The organism is Paraburkholderia sp. BL25I1N1 (assembly GCF_003002025.1).
In the GTDB taxonomy this organism is placed as follows: Bacteria; Pseudomonadota; Gammaproteobacteria; order Burkholderiales; family Burkholderiaceae; genus Paraburkholderia.
Map to the genome: position 1 here is coordinate 189,835 of NZ_PVZB01000016.1, position 13,000 is coordinate 202,834.

At 63.5% G+C, this 13,000-nt stretch carries 15 protein-coding genes; 7 read left to right on the forward strand and 8 right to left on the reverse strand.

Annotated features, from left to right (window positions below):
* Positions 1-127 precede the first annotated feature (127 nt).
* A complete protein-coding gene (locus B0G73_RS24425) occupies positions 128-628 on the forward strand; it encodes a dihydrofolate reductase (protein ID WP_106283800.1) in 501 nt (166 codons plus the stop codon).
* 161 nt (positions 629-789) lie between these two features.
* Here the strand turns inward: B0G73_RS24425 and pmbA are convergent, their stop codons facing one another.
* The gene (gene pmbA / locus B0G73_RS24430; RefSeq protein WP_106283801.1) at positions 790-2,160 is read right to left on the reverse strand and encodes a metalloprotease PmbA; all 1,371 of its coding nucleotides are present in this window, start codon (positions 2,158-2,160) and stop codon (positions 790-792) included.
* 319 nt (positions 2,161-2,479) lie between these two features.
* On the opposite strand from pmbA, the gene yjgA reads away from it, so the two are divergent.
* Together yjgA and mog are read left to right on the forward strand one after the other, a co-directional pair.
* Complete coding sequence (gene yjgA, locus B0G73_RS24435) at positions 2,480-3,094, forward strand: ribosome biogenesis factor YjgA (protein WP_106283840.1); 615 nt, start codon at positions 2,480-2,482, stop codon at positions 3,092-3,094.
* Complete coding sequence (mog, locus tag B0G73_RS24440) at positions 3,075-3,719, forward strand: molybdopterin adenylyltransferase (RefSeq protein ID WP_106283802.1); 645 nt, start codon at positions 3,075-3,077, stop codon at positions 3,717-3,719. Before yjgA ends, mog begins: the two co-directional genes overlap by 20 nt.
* 6 nt (positions 3,720-3,725) lie before the next feature.
* Here the strand turns inward: mog and orn are convergent, their stop codons facing one another.
* On the reverse strand, positions 3,726-4,337 hold the full coding sequence (gene orn, locus B0G73_RS24445) for an oligoribonuclease (RefSeq protein WP_106283803.1): 612 nt from the start codon (positions 4,335-4,337) through the stop codon (positions 3,726-3,728).
* A gap of 145 nt (positions 4,338-4,482) precedes the next feature.
* On the opposite strand from orn, the gene B0G73_RS24450 reads away from it, so the two are divergent.
* From B0G73_RS24450 to B0G73_RS24460, 3 genes are read left to right on the forward strand one after another with little or no spacing between them, the layout of a single operon-like run.
* Positions 4,483-5,742 (forward strand): M48 family metallopeptidase, encoded by a 1,260-nt coding sequence (locus B0G73_RS24450; protein ID WP_106283804.1) that lies wholly within the window; start codon positions 4,483-4,485, stop codon positions 5,740-5,742.
* Positions 5,739-6,689, forward strand: a complete 951-nt coding sequence (rsgA, locus tag B0G73_RS24455) for a ribosome small subunit-dependent GTPase A (protein ID WP_106283805.1) — start codon at positions 5,739-5,741, stop codon at positions 6,687-6,689. Before B0G73_RS24450 ends, rsgA begins: the two co-directional genes overlap by 4 nt.
* 1 nt (position 6,690) lies before the next feature.
* Positions 6,691-7,011: a putative signal transducing protein gene (locus B0G73_RS24460; RefSeq protein ID WP_106283806.1), complete on the forward strand. Its 321-nt coding sequence runs from the start codon at positions 6,691-6,693 to the stop codon at positions 7,009-7,011.
* Between the two features lie 200 nt (positions 7,012-7,211).
* On the opposite strand, the gene B0G73_RS24465 is transcribed toward B0G73_RS24460, so the two are convergent.
* From B0G73_RS24465 to rpsP, 6 genes are all read right to left on the reverse strand, one after another.
* Positions 7,212-8,150 (reverse strand): CobD/CbiB family protein, encoded by a 939-nt coding sequence (locus B0G73_RS24465; protein ID WP_106283807.1) that lies wholly within the window; start codon positions 8,148-8,150, stop codon positions 7,212-7,214.
* A gap of 104 nt (positions 8,151-8,254) precedes the next feature.
* The gene (locus B0G73_RS24470; RefSeq protein WP_106283808.1) at positions 8,255-8,977 is read right to left on the reverse strand and encodes a CoA pyrophosphatase; all 723 of its coding nucleotides are present in this window, start codon (positions 8,975-8,977) and stop codon (positions 8,255-8,257) included.
* A 92-nt stretch (positions 8,978-9,069) separates the two neighbouring features.
* Positions 9,070-9,459: a 50S ribosomal protein L19 gene (rplS, locus tag B0G73_RS24475; RefSeq protein ID WP_106283809.1), complete on the reverse strand. Its 390-nt coding sequence runs from the start codon at positions 9,457-9,459 to the stop codon at positions 9,070-9,072.
* A gap of 145 nt (positions 9,460-9,604) precedes the next feature.
* Positions 9,605-10,372 carry a tRNA (guanosine(37)-N1)-methyltransferase TrmD gene (gene trmD / locus B0G73_RS24480; RefSeq protein WP_106283810.1) on the reverse strand — a complete coding sequence of 256 codons (768 nt, stop codon included), beginning with the start codon at positions 10,370-10,372 and terminating at the stop codon, positions 9,605-9,607.
* A 25-nt stretch (positions 10,373-10,397) separates the two neighbouring features.
* Entirely contained in the window at positions 10,398-11,126 is a 729-nt protein-coding gene (rimM, locus tag B0G73_RS24485) for a ribosome maturation factor RimM (RefSeq protein ID WP_106283811.1), read from the reverse strand.
* Between the two features lie 120 nt (positions 11,127-11,246).
* Positions 11,247-11,501 (reverse strand): 30S ribosomal protein S16, encoded by a 255-nt coding sequence (gene rpsP, locus B0G73_RS24490; protein WP_007180912.1) that lies wholly within the window; start codon positions 11,499-11,501, stop codon positions 11,247-11,249.
* A 172-nt stretch (positions 11,502-11,673) separates the two neighbouring features.
* Between rpsP and B0G73_RS24495 the strand changes: the two genes are divergently transcribed.
* The gene (locus B0G73_RS24495; RefSeq protein WP_106283812.1) at positions 11,674-12,858 is read left to right on the forward strand and encodes a sorbosone dehydrogenase family protein; all 1,185 of its coding nucleotides are present in this window, start codon (positions 11,674-11,676) and stop codon (positions 12,856-12,858) included.
* Positions 12,859-13,000 lie beyond the last annotated feature (142 nt).

Below are 13,000 nucleotides of genomic sequence, written 5' to 3' on the forward strand. Positions count from 1 at the left end.
GTGGCGAGCGCGCGGCTTGCCGGGCGCGTTCCGGCCGACTACACGGCCGCCGTGCCGAAACCCGTCGCCGCGGCGCGCAGCCGCGCGTCAGGTAGAATCAGTCCGGTTACGTTCCCCTTTCCATTCGATGACGACGCTGACCCTGATCGTCGCTCGCGCCAACAACGGCGTGATCGGCCGCGACAACCAGTTGCCCTGGCGACTTCCCGAAGATCTCGCGTTCTTCAAGCGCACCACCATGGGCGCGCCCATCATCATGGGACGCAAGACGCACGAGTCGATCGGCCGGCCGTTGCCGGGACGCCGCAACATTGTCGTGACACGGGATGCCGCCCGGCGCTTTCAGGGCTGCGACGCGGCCACCACGCTCGAAGACGCGCTCAAGCTCGCCGCTCAGGATCAGGCGCCGGAAGCGTTTCTGATCGGCGGCGCGCAGTTGTATGCGGAAGGTTTGCGGCAGGCGGACAAGCTGATCATCACCGAGATTTCCGCCGACTTCGAAGGCGACGCCACTTTTCCCGCGCTCGACGAAAACGAATGGGAAGAAGTCGCGCATGAAACACATCGCGCGGATGCGCCGAACGATTTCGACTACGCGTTCGTGACATATAAGCGCAAAGGCGCTTAAAGGTTTTTTTGGCTCGAGACGACGTTAGCGCCGCGCGCAAAGCAAACAGCCGGCGCCGGCCGTCCGATCATGGATAAAAAAAACGCCACGCGGTGACTTGCGTGGCGTTCTGCTTCTTACGGGCCAGCTAAAAACGCTGGCCGCACAGAGGCTAAACCCGCTTACTGCCCCGCGATCGTCATCCGTTCGATCAGCACCGAGCCGGTCTGCTTGGTGCCGCGCGTGATCGTATCCGCGCCGATCGCGACGATGTGGTGGAACATCTCCTGCAGCGTGCTCGCCACCGTGATTTCCTCGACCGGATACTGGATCTTGCCGTTCTCGACCCAGAAACCCGACGCGCCGCGCGAGTAGTCGCCCGTCACGTAGTTCACGCCCTGCCCCATCAGTTCGGTCAGCAACAGGCCCGTGCCGAGCTTGCGCAGCATCTCTTCGAAGTCGTCCTCGGGACGCGTGTTCGAGCTGCGCAGCGACAGGTTGTGCGAGCCGCCCGCGTTGCCGGTGGTTTGCATGCCGAGTTTGCGCGCCGAATAGGTGGACAGGAAATAGCCTTCCACCACGCCGTCTTTCACCACCGAACGCTGTTTGGTGCGCACGCCTTCTTCGTCGAATGGCGCGCTGCCCATGGCGCGCGCGACATGCGGGTCTTCGACCACTTGCACGTGCGGCGCGAACACCGGCTTGCCGAGGCTGTCGACGAGGAACGAGGTCTTGCGATACAGCGCGCCGCCGCTCGTAGCTTGCACGAACGCGCCGAGGATGCCCGCGGCGAGCGGCGCTTCGAACAGCACCGGCACCTTGCGCGTATCCAGGCCGCGCGCGCCGATGCGCGCCAGCGCGCGTTGCGCCGCGTAACGGCCGACCGCTTCCGGATCAGCCAGTTCTTCCGCGCTGCGGGTGGACGTGTACCAGTCGTCGCGCTGCATGTTGCGGGCGCTGCCAGCAATCGGCGCGCACGCGATGTAGTGGCGCGAGTACGGATAACCCGCCAGGAAACCGCGCGAGGTGGCCAGCACGAACTGCGAGTGCTGTGCCGAGACGCTCGCGCCTTCCGAATTCTTGATCTGCGGATCCGTCGCGAATGCGGCATCTTCCGCGCGGCGGGCAATTTCCACTGCTTCGTCGGCGGACAGATTCCACGGGTGATAGAGATCGAGGTCGCGCGGCGCCGTTTCCAGCAGTTCCGCTTCGGCGAGGCCCGCGCAATCGTCTTCCGCCGTGAAGCGGGCGATGTTGTACGCCGCCGCGACCGTGTCCTTCAAAGCCTGCGAAGAAAAGTCCGAAGTGCTCGCATTGCCGCGCTTGTTGCCGATGAACACCGTCACGCCGACCATCTTGTCGCGGTTGTGTTCGATCGTCTCGACTTCGCCGCGCCGCACGGAGACGGACAGGCCGTCGCCTTCGGAAATCTCGGTCGCCGCGTCGGTGCCGCCGAGCGACTTCGCGTGACGAAGGATGTCCGAGGCGATTTCCTTCAGTTCATCCTGGGTATGCGGAAAAAAGCGCTGCTTGACGTCCATGTCTGCTGCCATTGTCGTTGCCGTCCTGTTCGGGGCCGAGCGGCCCTGGGTGGGTTCGCTATGTTCGCTGTGTTTGCTGTGTTCGCACCGGTCACGCTCATGCCTGACGCCTGCGCGTGCCCGTGTTCGCGCGTGTGTGCTGCGCGTGTGTCTGGTTGCGTATCCCGCGATCATAGCAAGGTACGCGACGCCGTACCTGGCATTCGCTGCGCCTCGCGTCAGGTCGGTCGAGCGCCGCCGGAGCGCCGCCCTGTGGTCGCTTCGCAATGCGCGAGTCCTTGCGCGCGGCGGCGCCGCGGGTTCGGTGGGCGCGGCACGTTACAATATCGGCATGACACGCAAAACCCGCATTCAACCCATCGAAACCGCCGAGCCGGAAGTCGACGAGAACGGCTACGACCGTCCCAGCAAGTCCCAGCTCAAGCGCGAAATGCACGAGTTGCAGGAACTGGGCTCGGCGCTGATCGCGCTGCCTAAAGACGCGCTCAAGCGCATGCCGATGCCCGAAAAGCTCGACGACGCCGTGCGCGAAGCGCGCCGCATCACCGATCACGAAGGCAAGCGCCGCCAGGTGCAATATGTCGGCCGCGTGATGCGCTCGCTGCTGGACGAGGAAACCGCCGCGCTGCGCACCGCGCTCGACACCTATAACGGCGTCAACAAGGCGGAAACGGCCAAACTCCACTGGATCGAGCGCACCCGCGAAAAGCTGCTCGCCGACGACGCCGCGCTGACCGATTTCATCCGCCAGCATCCGAACGCCGACCCGCAACAAGGCCGCACGCTGATCCGCAACGCCCGCAAGGAAGCGCAGCAGAGCAAGCCGCCGCGCTATTTCCGCGAACTGTTCCAGTGGATCAAGAACGCGGACGGACCGTCCGCGCAGACCGATTCCGACGCCGACGACGCCCTGGACGAAGACGACGATGACGACCGTGACGCCTAAGGCAGCACGTCGGCACCCCGACGAAATCGTAATCGGCCTCGTGTCGATCAGCGATCGCGCGTCCACCGGCGTGTACGAGGACAAAGGTATTCCGGCCTTGCAGGAATGGCTTGGCGCGGCGCTCACGTCGCCGTGGCAAGTGGTCACGCGCCTGATTCAGGACGACGCGCCGACCATTTCCGCCACGCTGACCGAACTGGTCGACGAGGTGGGATGCGATCTGGTGCTGACCACCGGCGGCACCGGCCCGTCGCGCCGCGACGTGACGCCTGAGGCGACGCTGGCCGTGGCCACCAAGGAAATGCCGGGTTTCGGCGAGCAGATGCGGCAGATCAGCCTGAATTTCGTGCCGACCGCGATCCTGTCGCGTCAGGTCGCGGTGATCCGCGAAACGGCCGAGCACGCGGCGCTGATCATCAACCTGCCGGGTCAGCCGAAGTCGATCAAGGAAACGCTGGAAGGTTTGCGCGACGCCGAAGCCGGCGGCGCGGTGAAGGTGCCGGGCATTTTCGCCGCGGTGCCGTACTGCATCGACCTGATCGGCGGACCGTATGTGGAAACCAACGCCGACGTGGTGAAGGCGTTCCGGCCGAAGAACGCGCAGCGCGCGCCCCGGCCGGCTTAGGCGATTTTATTCGGCGCCGTCGGCGGCCTGCGGTGCCGACGGAATCAGAAAGTGCTCGCGGTAGTACTTGAGTTCGTCGATCGACTCGTGGATATCGGCCAGCGCCGTGTGCATCGCGCGCTTCTGGAAACCCTTGTAGATGGTCGGCTGCCAGCGGCGGCACAGTTCCTTCAGCGTGCTGACGTCGAGATTGCGGTAGTGGAAGAAGCGCTCCAGATCCGGCATCCAGCGCGCCATGAAGCGGCGGTCCTGGCAGATCGAGTTGCCGCACATCGGCGATTTGCCCGGCGGCACGTAGACGCTCAGGAAATCGCGGATCTGTTCGGTGGCGTCGGCCTCGCTCACCGTCGAGGCCTTCACGCGATCGATCAAGCCCGAGCGGCCATGCGTGTTCTGATTCCACTGATCCATTTTGGCGAGCGTCTCGTCGCTCTGATGAATCGCGAGGACGGGGCCTTCGACCAACCTGTCGAGCGTCGAATTCGTCACCACCACCGCGATTTCAATGATGCGGTCGGAATCGGGCTCGAGCCCGGTCATTTCCATGTCCAGCCAGACGAGATTCATGTCGCTGCGCACGAGCGGCGGCTGTTCGGTGGATGCGAGGATGTCAGTCATGAAGGCAACCCTGAGGGCCGCGCAAACGGCTTGATGCAAGCCCGCCTGCCACGGCGATTGTTCGTTTGAGATTGGTTTGAGCGTGTTCCCGCCGCGCGGCGGGAAGAAACATATAATTCTCGCATAGATACCACGGAATCCCCGGATGCCTACCCTGTACTTCACCGTTCTGTTCGTCGTCGCCGTCGTGGCGATGGTCGGCACCAAACTGTGGCTCGCGTCGCGGCAGATCCGCTTCGTGGCCGGCCATCGTGAGCAGGTGCCGAGCCAGTTCGCCGGCACCATCGCGCTGACCGCGCATCAACGCGCCGCCGACTACACCGTCGAGCGCACGCGTCTCACCATGATCGAGATCGTCGTCAGCGCAGCCGTGCTGATCGGCCTCACGCTGCTCGGCGGTGTGCAGGCGCTCGATCTGGGCATCTCCGACTGGCTCGGCCGCGGTTACGTCGGCCAGATCGCGCTGGTCGCCGCGGTGATCGCGATCACCAGCGTGATCGACCTGCCGTTCGATTACTACCGGCAGTTCGTGGTCGAACAGCGCTTCGGCTTCAACCGCATGAGCAAGGGCATTTTCTTCGTCGACCGGATCAAGGGCGTGCTGCTCGGCGCCGCGTTCGGCCTGCCGCTGCTGTTCGTCGTGCTGTGGCTGATGAACCAGGCCGGCAGCCTGTGGTGGCTATGGACGTGGATCGTCTGGGTCGCCTTCCAGATGCTCGTGCTGGTGCTGTATCCGTCGTTTATCGCGCCGCTTTTCAACAAGTTCGAACCGCTCAAGGACGAAGCGCTGAAAAGCCGCATCGAAGCGCTGATGCAGCGCTGCGGCTTCGCCGCCAAGGGCCTCTTCGTGATGGACGGCAGCCGCCGCTCGGCGCACGGCAATGCGTACTTCACCGGCTTCGGCGCGGCCAAGCGGATCGTGTTCTTCGACACGCTGCTCGCGCGCCTGTCGGGCAGCGAGATCGAAGCCGTGCTCGCGCATGAACTCGGCCACTTCAAGCGCCGTCACGTGATCAAGCGCATGCTCGTCACCTTCGCAATCAGTCTCGCGATGCTCGCCCTGCTCGGCTGGCTCACGCAGTGCGTGTGGTTCTATGAAGGACTGGGCGTACGGCCGTCGCTGATCGGCGGTAATAGCGGCCTCGCGCTGGTGCTGTTCTTCCTCGCGCTGCCGGTGTTCCTGTTCTTCGTGACGCCGCTCGGCAGCCTCAGCTCGCGCAAGCACGAGTTCGAAGCCGACGCATTCGCCGCAACGCAGACCGACGCGCAAGACCTGGTCAACGCGCTCGTCAAGCTGTACGAGGACAACGCGTCGACCCTGACGCCCGATCCGCTCTACACCGCGTTCTACTATTCGCATCCGCCGGCGTCGCAGCGGATCGACCGCCTGCTGCGGCACGCATGAGCGGCCGCTCCCCGAAAGCGCCGCGCGCACCGTCCAGCGCACGCGTAGGCGGCCTCGTGGTGGCCGCGCATGGCCGCCACTATCTGGTCGCGCCGGATGACGGCAGCGCCATGCTCCAATGCTTCCCGCGTGGCAAGCGCAGCGAGGTGGCGGTCGGCGATCGCGTGATTTACGAGTTGGCTTCGGCGGATCAGGGCGTGATCGTCGAGATCGGCGAACGGCGCAATCTGCTGTATCGCTCGGATCAGTACAAGTCGAAGCTGTTCGCCGCCAACCTCGATCAACTATTGGTCGTGTTGGCCACCGAACCGCATTTCAGCGAAGACCTGCTCGGGCGCGCGCTCGTCGCGGCTGAGGCGAACGAGTTGAAGCCACTGATCGTGCTGAACAAGACCGATGTCACCGCTGAACTCGCAGGCGCGCGCAAGCGGCTCGAGCCGTATCGCGCGCTGGGTTATACGGTCGTGGAAGTGTCGATCAAGACACAGCCCGAAGCCGCGCGCGCCGCGTTGATCGAACATCTGCAGGGTCATTCGACGCTGCTGCTCGGCCAATCCGGCATGGGCAAATCGACGCTCGTGAATCTGCTGATTCCCGATGCCGAAGTCGCCACCCGCGAGATTTCGACCGCACTGAACAGCGGACGCCATACGACGACCTTCACACGTCTCTATCCATTGCCGGGTAGCGCGGACGGCGAAGGCGGCGCGTTGATCGACTCGCCGGGTTTCCAGGAATTCGGTCTACACCATTTGACCGAAGGTCGGCTTGAGCGCGCGTTTCCCGAGTTCCGGCCGCTGTTGCCGAACTGCCGGTTCTACAACTGCCATCATTTGCAGGAACCCGGTTGCGCGATTCTCGAAGCGGTCGCGGACGGCCGCATCCGCCGCGAACGGCATGCGCTGTACGCGCAACTCGTGCACGAAGCCAGCCAGATCGTCCGCTGACATGAGACTGATGCGCGCGCCGAATCTGATCATCGGCCAGCATTGGGTCAATGTGCTGGCCACCGCCGGCATAGCCTGCGAATTGCACAATCGTTATCTGAACGGTGCGCTGGGGGATATTCCGGCGGATCAGTGTTCGCCGGAGCTTTGGCTCGTCGATGAGCGCGACGAGGCGATGGCGCGTAGGCTGATCGCCGCGGCTTCGCATGGTCCGGCGGCGGGGTCGCCTGGATGGACGTGCCGTCAGTGTGGCGAGGCACTCGAGGCGCAGTTTACGGTCTGCTGGCAGTGCGGGACGGCGCGCGATCCGCTGGATGGGTGAAGCGGCTCATAGCTGACCGGCGGGTTGGGCACGGCGCCGCGGCATGAACGGAAGAGGCCAAGGGCGGTGCGCCCCCCTACACGATTGATTTCCCCATGCCTGAAAAGCGAAACCCTACGCTTCGAAGAAACGTAGGGTTGGGCGACAGACCGACTGCGGATTGCGCTTTCTTTACAGCTAGTAGCGCCGGCTTGGCGGCGTTAAGCCAGCCACACCGCAATCGTCAGCATCAACAACAGAATCATCCACAGCACCACCGCGCGCCACACCAGGCCCACGGCGGATTGCAGCGTGCGTGGCGTGCAGTCGTCGCCGACTTGCATCGGGCCGCCGTCGCCGGTGGCGAGCGCGTCGAGGCTTGACGGCTCAGCCAGCGGCCCGCTCAGACGGGCGCCCAGCGCACCACTACCTGCCGCCAGCAACACGCCGTCGTTCGCGTCCGGCCATTGGCGCGCATGGTTGCGCCATGCATAAATCGCGTCTTCGAAATTACCGACGATCGCAAAACCCATCGACGTCAGCCGCGCCGGCACCCAGTCGATCACGAAGAAAGCACGCTGCGCAAAGCTCGAAAACGCGACGGTGCGATCGTCGACCGGCCGCGCCCACGTGCGCGCCAGATACTCGGCAATCCGGTACAGCACCGCGCCCGCCGGGCCGACCGGAATCAGAAACCAGAAGAACACCCCGAACACGTGCCGATGCGAAGCGACCACCGCGTGAATCAGCGTGTGACGCACGATCTCGCTGACCGGCATGTCGACGGTATCGAGCCCGGTCCATTCGCTCAGGACTTCGCGCGCGCGCGGCACGTCGTCGTTATTCAACGCGAGATGGATGTCCGTGAAATAGTGGCTGAACTGGCGGAAGCCCAGCGTGAAGTACAGCACCGCGACATTCCACAGGAACGCCAGCGCAAAGTGAATGTGATACAGCACGTAGTAGACGAGCGCGACGACCAGCGTCCACGGCACCACCACCACGAGCCAGGCGAGCAGGCCATGCTTCGGCTTGCCGGCATCAAATCCGTGCGCTGCCGACTCCGCATGGTATTGAAGCAACGCGGACACCGGGTTATTCGGCGACAACGCGCGTATCTGTTCAATGATCAGAGCCAGCAATACGGAGAAAAAAGTCATGCGATGCGCCGTGCTTTTCGAGTTTTACGATTGTTTTATAACGATAGCACAGGGTCGGATGCCACTGAACGCCGACCTCGACAAACACCCGACAAGTGCACAAGTCATGCCGCGAGGAAGCGATAGAAGTTGCGCAGCATCGCTGCCGTCGCGCCCCAGATGAAATGGTGGCTGCCGACTTCGCTGCCGCTCTCGTCACCTTCAGCTTCAGCCGATGCGGCGCGCGGATACGGCATCGCGAAAAAGCGGCGCTCGCCGCCTTCATAGCGGAACACGCGCACTTCGTGGCGCGCAGGGTTCATCAGAAACGCGAGCGGCACTTCGAAAACTTCGGCGACCTCGAGCGCGTCCGCCTTCACCGTGAACGGCGGATGCACGAGGCCGATCACCGGCGTCACGCGAAAACCGGTGCCGGTCAGATAGTCGGGCAATGCGCCGAGAATTTCCACACGCGAGGGATCGAGGCCCACCTCTTCTTCCGCTTCCCGCAGCGCGGTTGCGGTGGCGTCGGCGTCGAAGGGTTCGTGACGGCCGCCAGGAAAGCTCACCTGACCTGCGTGATCGTTCAGATGGTCGGCGCGCTGAGTCAGCAGGACGGTCAGGCCGTGTTCACGGACCACCAGCGGCACCAGCACCGCCGCGACTCGCGGATCGGCGTGGGTATCGCGCCAGGGCGCATCGACGACCATCTCGGGGGTCCAGTGAAGGCGTTGCTCGAAGCGTGCGCGCAGGCCATCAGGCGTGAGACGGTCGGCCGCCACCGGCGGCAGATCGGCGCCTGTCGCTTCGACAGGCAGGGTTTCAGGCTCAAAGACGGGGCGGGTCAACGGGTCTCTCGAAATGAGCGGATAGGGACATTCCGCTATTTTGACCTGGCAAACAAAAAAGCACCCGCGAGGGGTGCTTTTTCTTACAGCATTTACGCTTCGGCAGCGTTGCGATCTTTCTTCGCAACCAGCTTTTCCTTGATCCGGGCAGACTTGCCCGAACGGTCGCGCAGGTAGTAGAGCTTCGCACGACGCACATCGCCACGACGCTTCACGACGATGCTTGCCAGCAGCGGCGAGTACGTCTGGAACGTACGCTCGACGCCTTCGCCCGACGAAATCTTGCGGACGATGAACGACGAATTCAGACCACGGTTACGCTTGGCGATCACGACGCCTTCGTAAGCCTGAACACGCTTACGCGTACCTTCAACCACGTTCACGCTGACGATCACCGTATCGCCGGGGGCGAATTCGGGGATGGTTTTCTCGCCGAGAGCGCGGCCGATTTCTTCCTGCTCGAGAATTGCAATCAGATTCATCACTGACTCCTAAGTCCATCTTGTCGACGTTCGTACCTGCCTCGTGAAAACACTTGGCTACGGCCCCGATAGAGGATGGGTTCACATCTGGCACCGTGCACGCATGCGCGGCGCCGCCTAATGTCCGCTTGCAAGACCCAAGGCTTTACGCCTTCGACTCTTCCTTCGCGAGACTCGCAAGCCATGCCTCGTCGGCACGGCTCAACATCTTGTTCTTTCTGGCCTTCACGATCAGATCGGGCCGTTTGTTCAACGTATTGCGCAACGCTTCACGCCGGCGCCACGCCTCGATCTCCGCATGATGGCCGCCGAGCAGCACATCCGGCACACGCACGCCGTTGTATTCCTCGGGGCGCGTGTAATGCGGGCAATCCAGCAGCACGTCGACAAAACTATCCTGCACCGCCGACTGCGAGTCGTTGAGCACGCCCGGCAACTGACGCACCACGGCGTCCATCAAGGCCATGGCCGGCAATTCGCCGCCCGACAGCACGAAGTCGCCCAGGCTGACTTCTTCGTCGACGACACGGTCGAGCAAACGCTGATCGATCGCCTCATAGCGCCCGCACAACAGGATCAAACCGGGCTCGGCCGCGAACTGCATGACGCGGTCGTGATTCAACGTGGCGCCTTGCGGCGACATCATCACGACGCGCGACGCGCCGATGCCCTGCTCCGCCTGCGCTGCTTTCGCGGCGCCGATCGCGTCTTCCAGCGGTTTGGCCAGCATCACCATGCCCGGGCCGCCGCCGTACGGGCGATCGTCGATCGTGCGGTAGTTGTCGGTTGTGAAATCGCGCGGATTCCACGTACGCAACCCGTAGCGCTCCTGCTTCGCGGCACGGCTGGTGATACCCCAGTCGGTCAGCGCGCGAAACATGTCAGGAAAGAGCGTGACGACATCGAACTGCATCGCTCTCTCCATTCAGCGAAATTATTTAGTAATCAGCTTCCCAATCGACAGTGATCTGCTTCGCCGCCTGGTCCACCGTTTTGACAAAGACGCCGACGAACGGGATCAAACGCTCGCCGGTAACCGGCTTGCCGCTTTTGTCGGTATCCGGGTATTCGATGCGCAACACCGAGTGCGCACCGTTGTCGATCATGTCTGCAACTTTGCCGAGATTGACCCCGGCAACGTTCACCACATCCAGGCCGAGCAGGTCGACCCAGTAGAACTCGTCGGCTTCGAGAGCCGGAAATTCGCTGCGGCTGATATAGACGCGGGAGCCTCGCAGTGCCAGCGCCACATCGCGGTCAGTGACGCCGCCCAGATGGGCAACCACACTGTCGCTATGCGTTTTCGCCTGCAACGACGGCGCCGACTTGCGCTCCTGGCCTTTGATCAGCCACCAGCGCTTCGCGCTCAGCAACGCATCGCCGCCGTGGCCGGCATCCGCGTGCGCGGCCACCTTGACCCAGCCTTTGAGGCCGTAAGCGTCGACGATTGCGCCGACCTCGACCGCGTCGGCAGGCCAGCTTTCCACCGTTTCCATGCGCATTTCTGCCGCACCGGCCCCGGCGTTTGCAACTTGGGCTTTCGCCTTGCCTTCGGTTTTTTCGACCGGCTTGCGGACGAATGCACCGAACGGCGCCTGACCAGACGTCTTCGCGCGCGGGGCTGCTGCCTTTACGCGACCTGAACTGCCGGAATCACGTTCAGACATAAGAACACCTTGAAGAGAACCTCGCTGCCAGCTTCGACGCCTGCTTCAGCAAAACACCTTGCGCATCGCACCGCTCACTCAAACCGCGCGAACCGACGACGATACGCATGCTAGCCGCCATTAAGCAGCCGGCTGCGCCTTTGCAGCTTCCTTCACGAGGCGCTCGACGGTCGGCGACAGTTGTGCGCCAACGCCTTGCCAGTACGTCAGGCGGTCCTGAGCGATACGGAGGGATTCACCCTTCGTAGCGACCGGGTTGTAGAAGCCAACGCGCTCGATGAAGCGGCCGTCACGACGGTTACGCGAATCGGTTGCGACGATGTTGTAGAACGGGCGCTTCTTGGAGCCGCCACGAGCCAAGCGGATGATGACCATACTAGAATCCTTGAAAACCGGGGTTCGGAACGACTGAAACACGCGATTATAGCGGGAAACCGACGCCATAACAAACACTTACCCGGATAAACTGAACGACGGGGTTGCGCCGGCCGTACAGGCGGGAGCCTGAAACCACGCCGAAACGCCCGAATTACCTGACGGAGCGCCCGTGAAACTCCTGCCGCCAACCGTGTTTTTGCGCGCTTTCTATACCGCCGCCACGCGATTCATCGCCTCGGCGCGCGATTTGCGAAGCCGGGCGCTTCGCACGGGCACGGCCGTGTTACTCACCGCAACTGCCCTGCCATGCCTCGCCGCGCTACCCGTGGACCGAATCAAATTGCCGCCGGGCTTCCATATCGAGGTCTTGTCGGATGCCGTGCCGAGCGCGCGAGCCATGGCGCTCTCGCCGAAGGGCGTTCTCTATATAGGCAGCCTCGACGGCCACGTCTACGCGCTCGAATTGCAGAACGGACGTGTGACGGCCCGCCACGTGATCGCTTCCGGCCTGGAAACGCCGGCGGGTGTCGCGTGGCACGATGGCGCGCTCTATGTATCCGCGGTGTCGAAAATTGTACGCTTCGATGCGATCGATACTCACCTGAACGGTCCGCCCAAACCCGCCGTCGTAATCGACACCTTCCCCACGGAGACGCACCACGGCTGGAAATTCATCGCGTTCGGCCCGGACGGCAAGCTCTACGTGCCGCAAGGTGCGCCCTGCAACGTCTGCCTGAAAGATCGCAACCGTTTCGGGCTGATCGGCCGCATGGACCCGGACGGCAGTCACTACGAGATCGTGGCGCGTGGCATCCGCAATTCGGTCGGCTTCGCGTGGCATCCCGCGACGCATGAACTGTGGTTCACCGACAACGGCCGCGACCTGCTTGGCGACGACGTGCCGGACGACAAGCTCAACCGCGCGCCGCGCGCCGGGATGGATTTCGGCTTTCCGTACTGCCATGGCGGCGACACGCCCGATCCCGAGTTCGGCAAGGACCACCCGTGCAGCGCGTTTACGCCACCCGCGGTCAAACTCGGTGCGCATGTCGCGGCGCTCGGCATGCGCTTTTACGACGGCCCGATGTTTCCGGCCGCCTACCGGAACAGTATTTTTATCGCCGAGCACGGTTCGTGGAATCGCAGCAAGAAGGTCGGCTATCGCGTTGTGCACGTGGTTACGAATCCCGATGGCAGCAATGCCCGCCAGGAAGTGTTTGCCGAAGGCTGGCTGCAATCCGGCGAAACCGAGTGGGGACGCCCGGCCGACGTGCTGCCACTGCCCGACGGTTCGCTACTCATCAGCGACGACTACGCTGGCGCTGTCTATCGCGTCACCTACTCGGCGCCGTAGCCCGCTTCGCGTGGCAAGCAGCGTCAGACGCCGTCCGCACGAAAAGTCTGGCCAGAAATGAGCGTCGGCACCCACGCCACCTATCCGGCCGGGTTCGGCGCTCGTCACGCCACTAGCCAAGCCGGTATGATCAGCCGCCGCA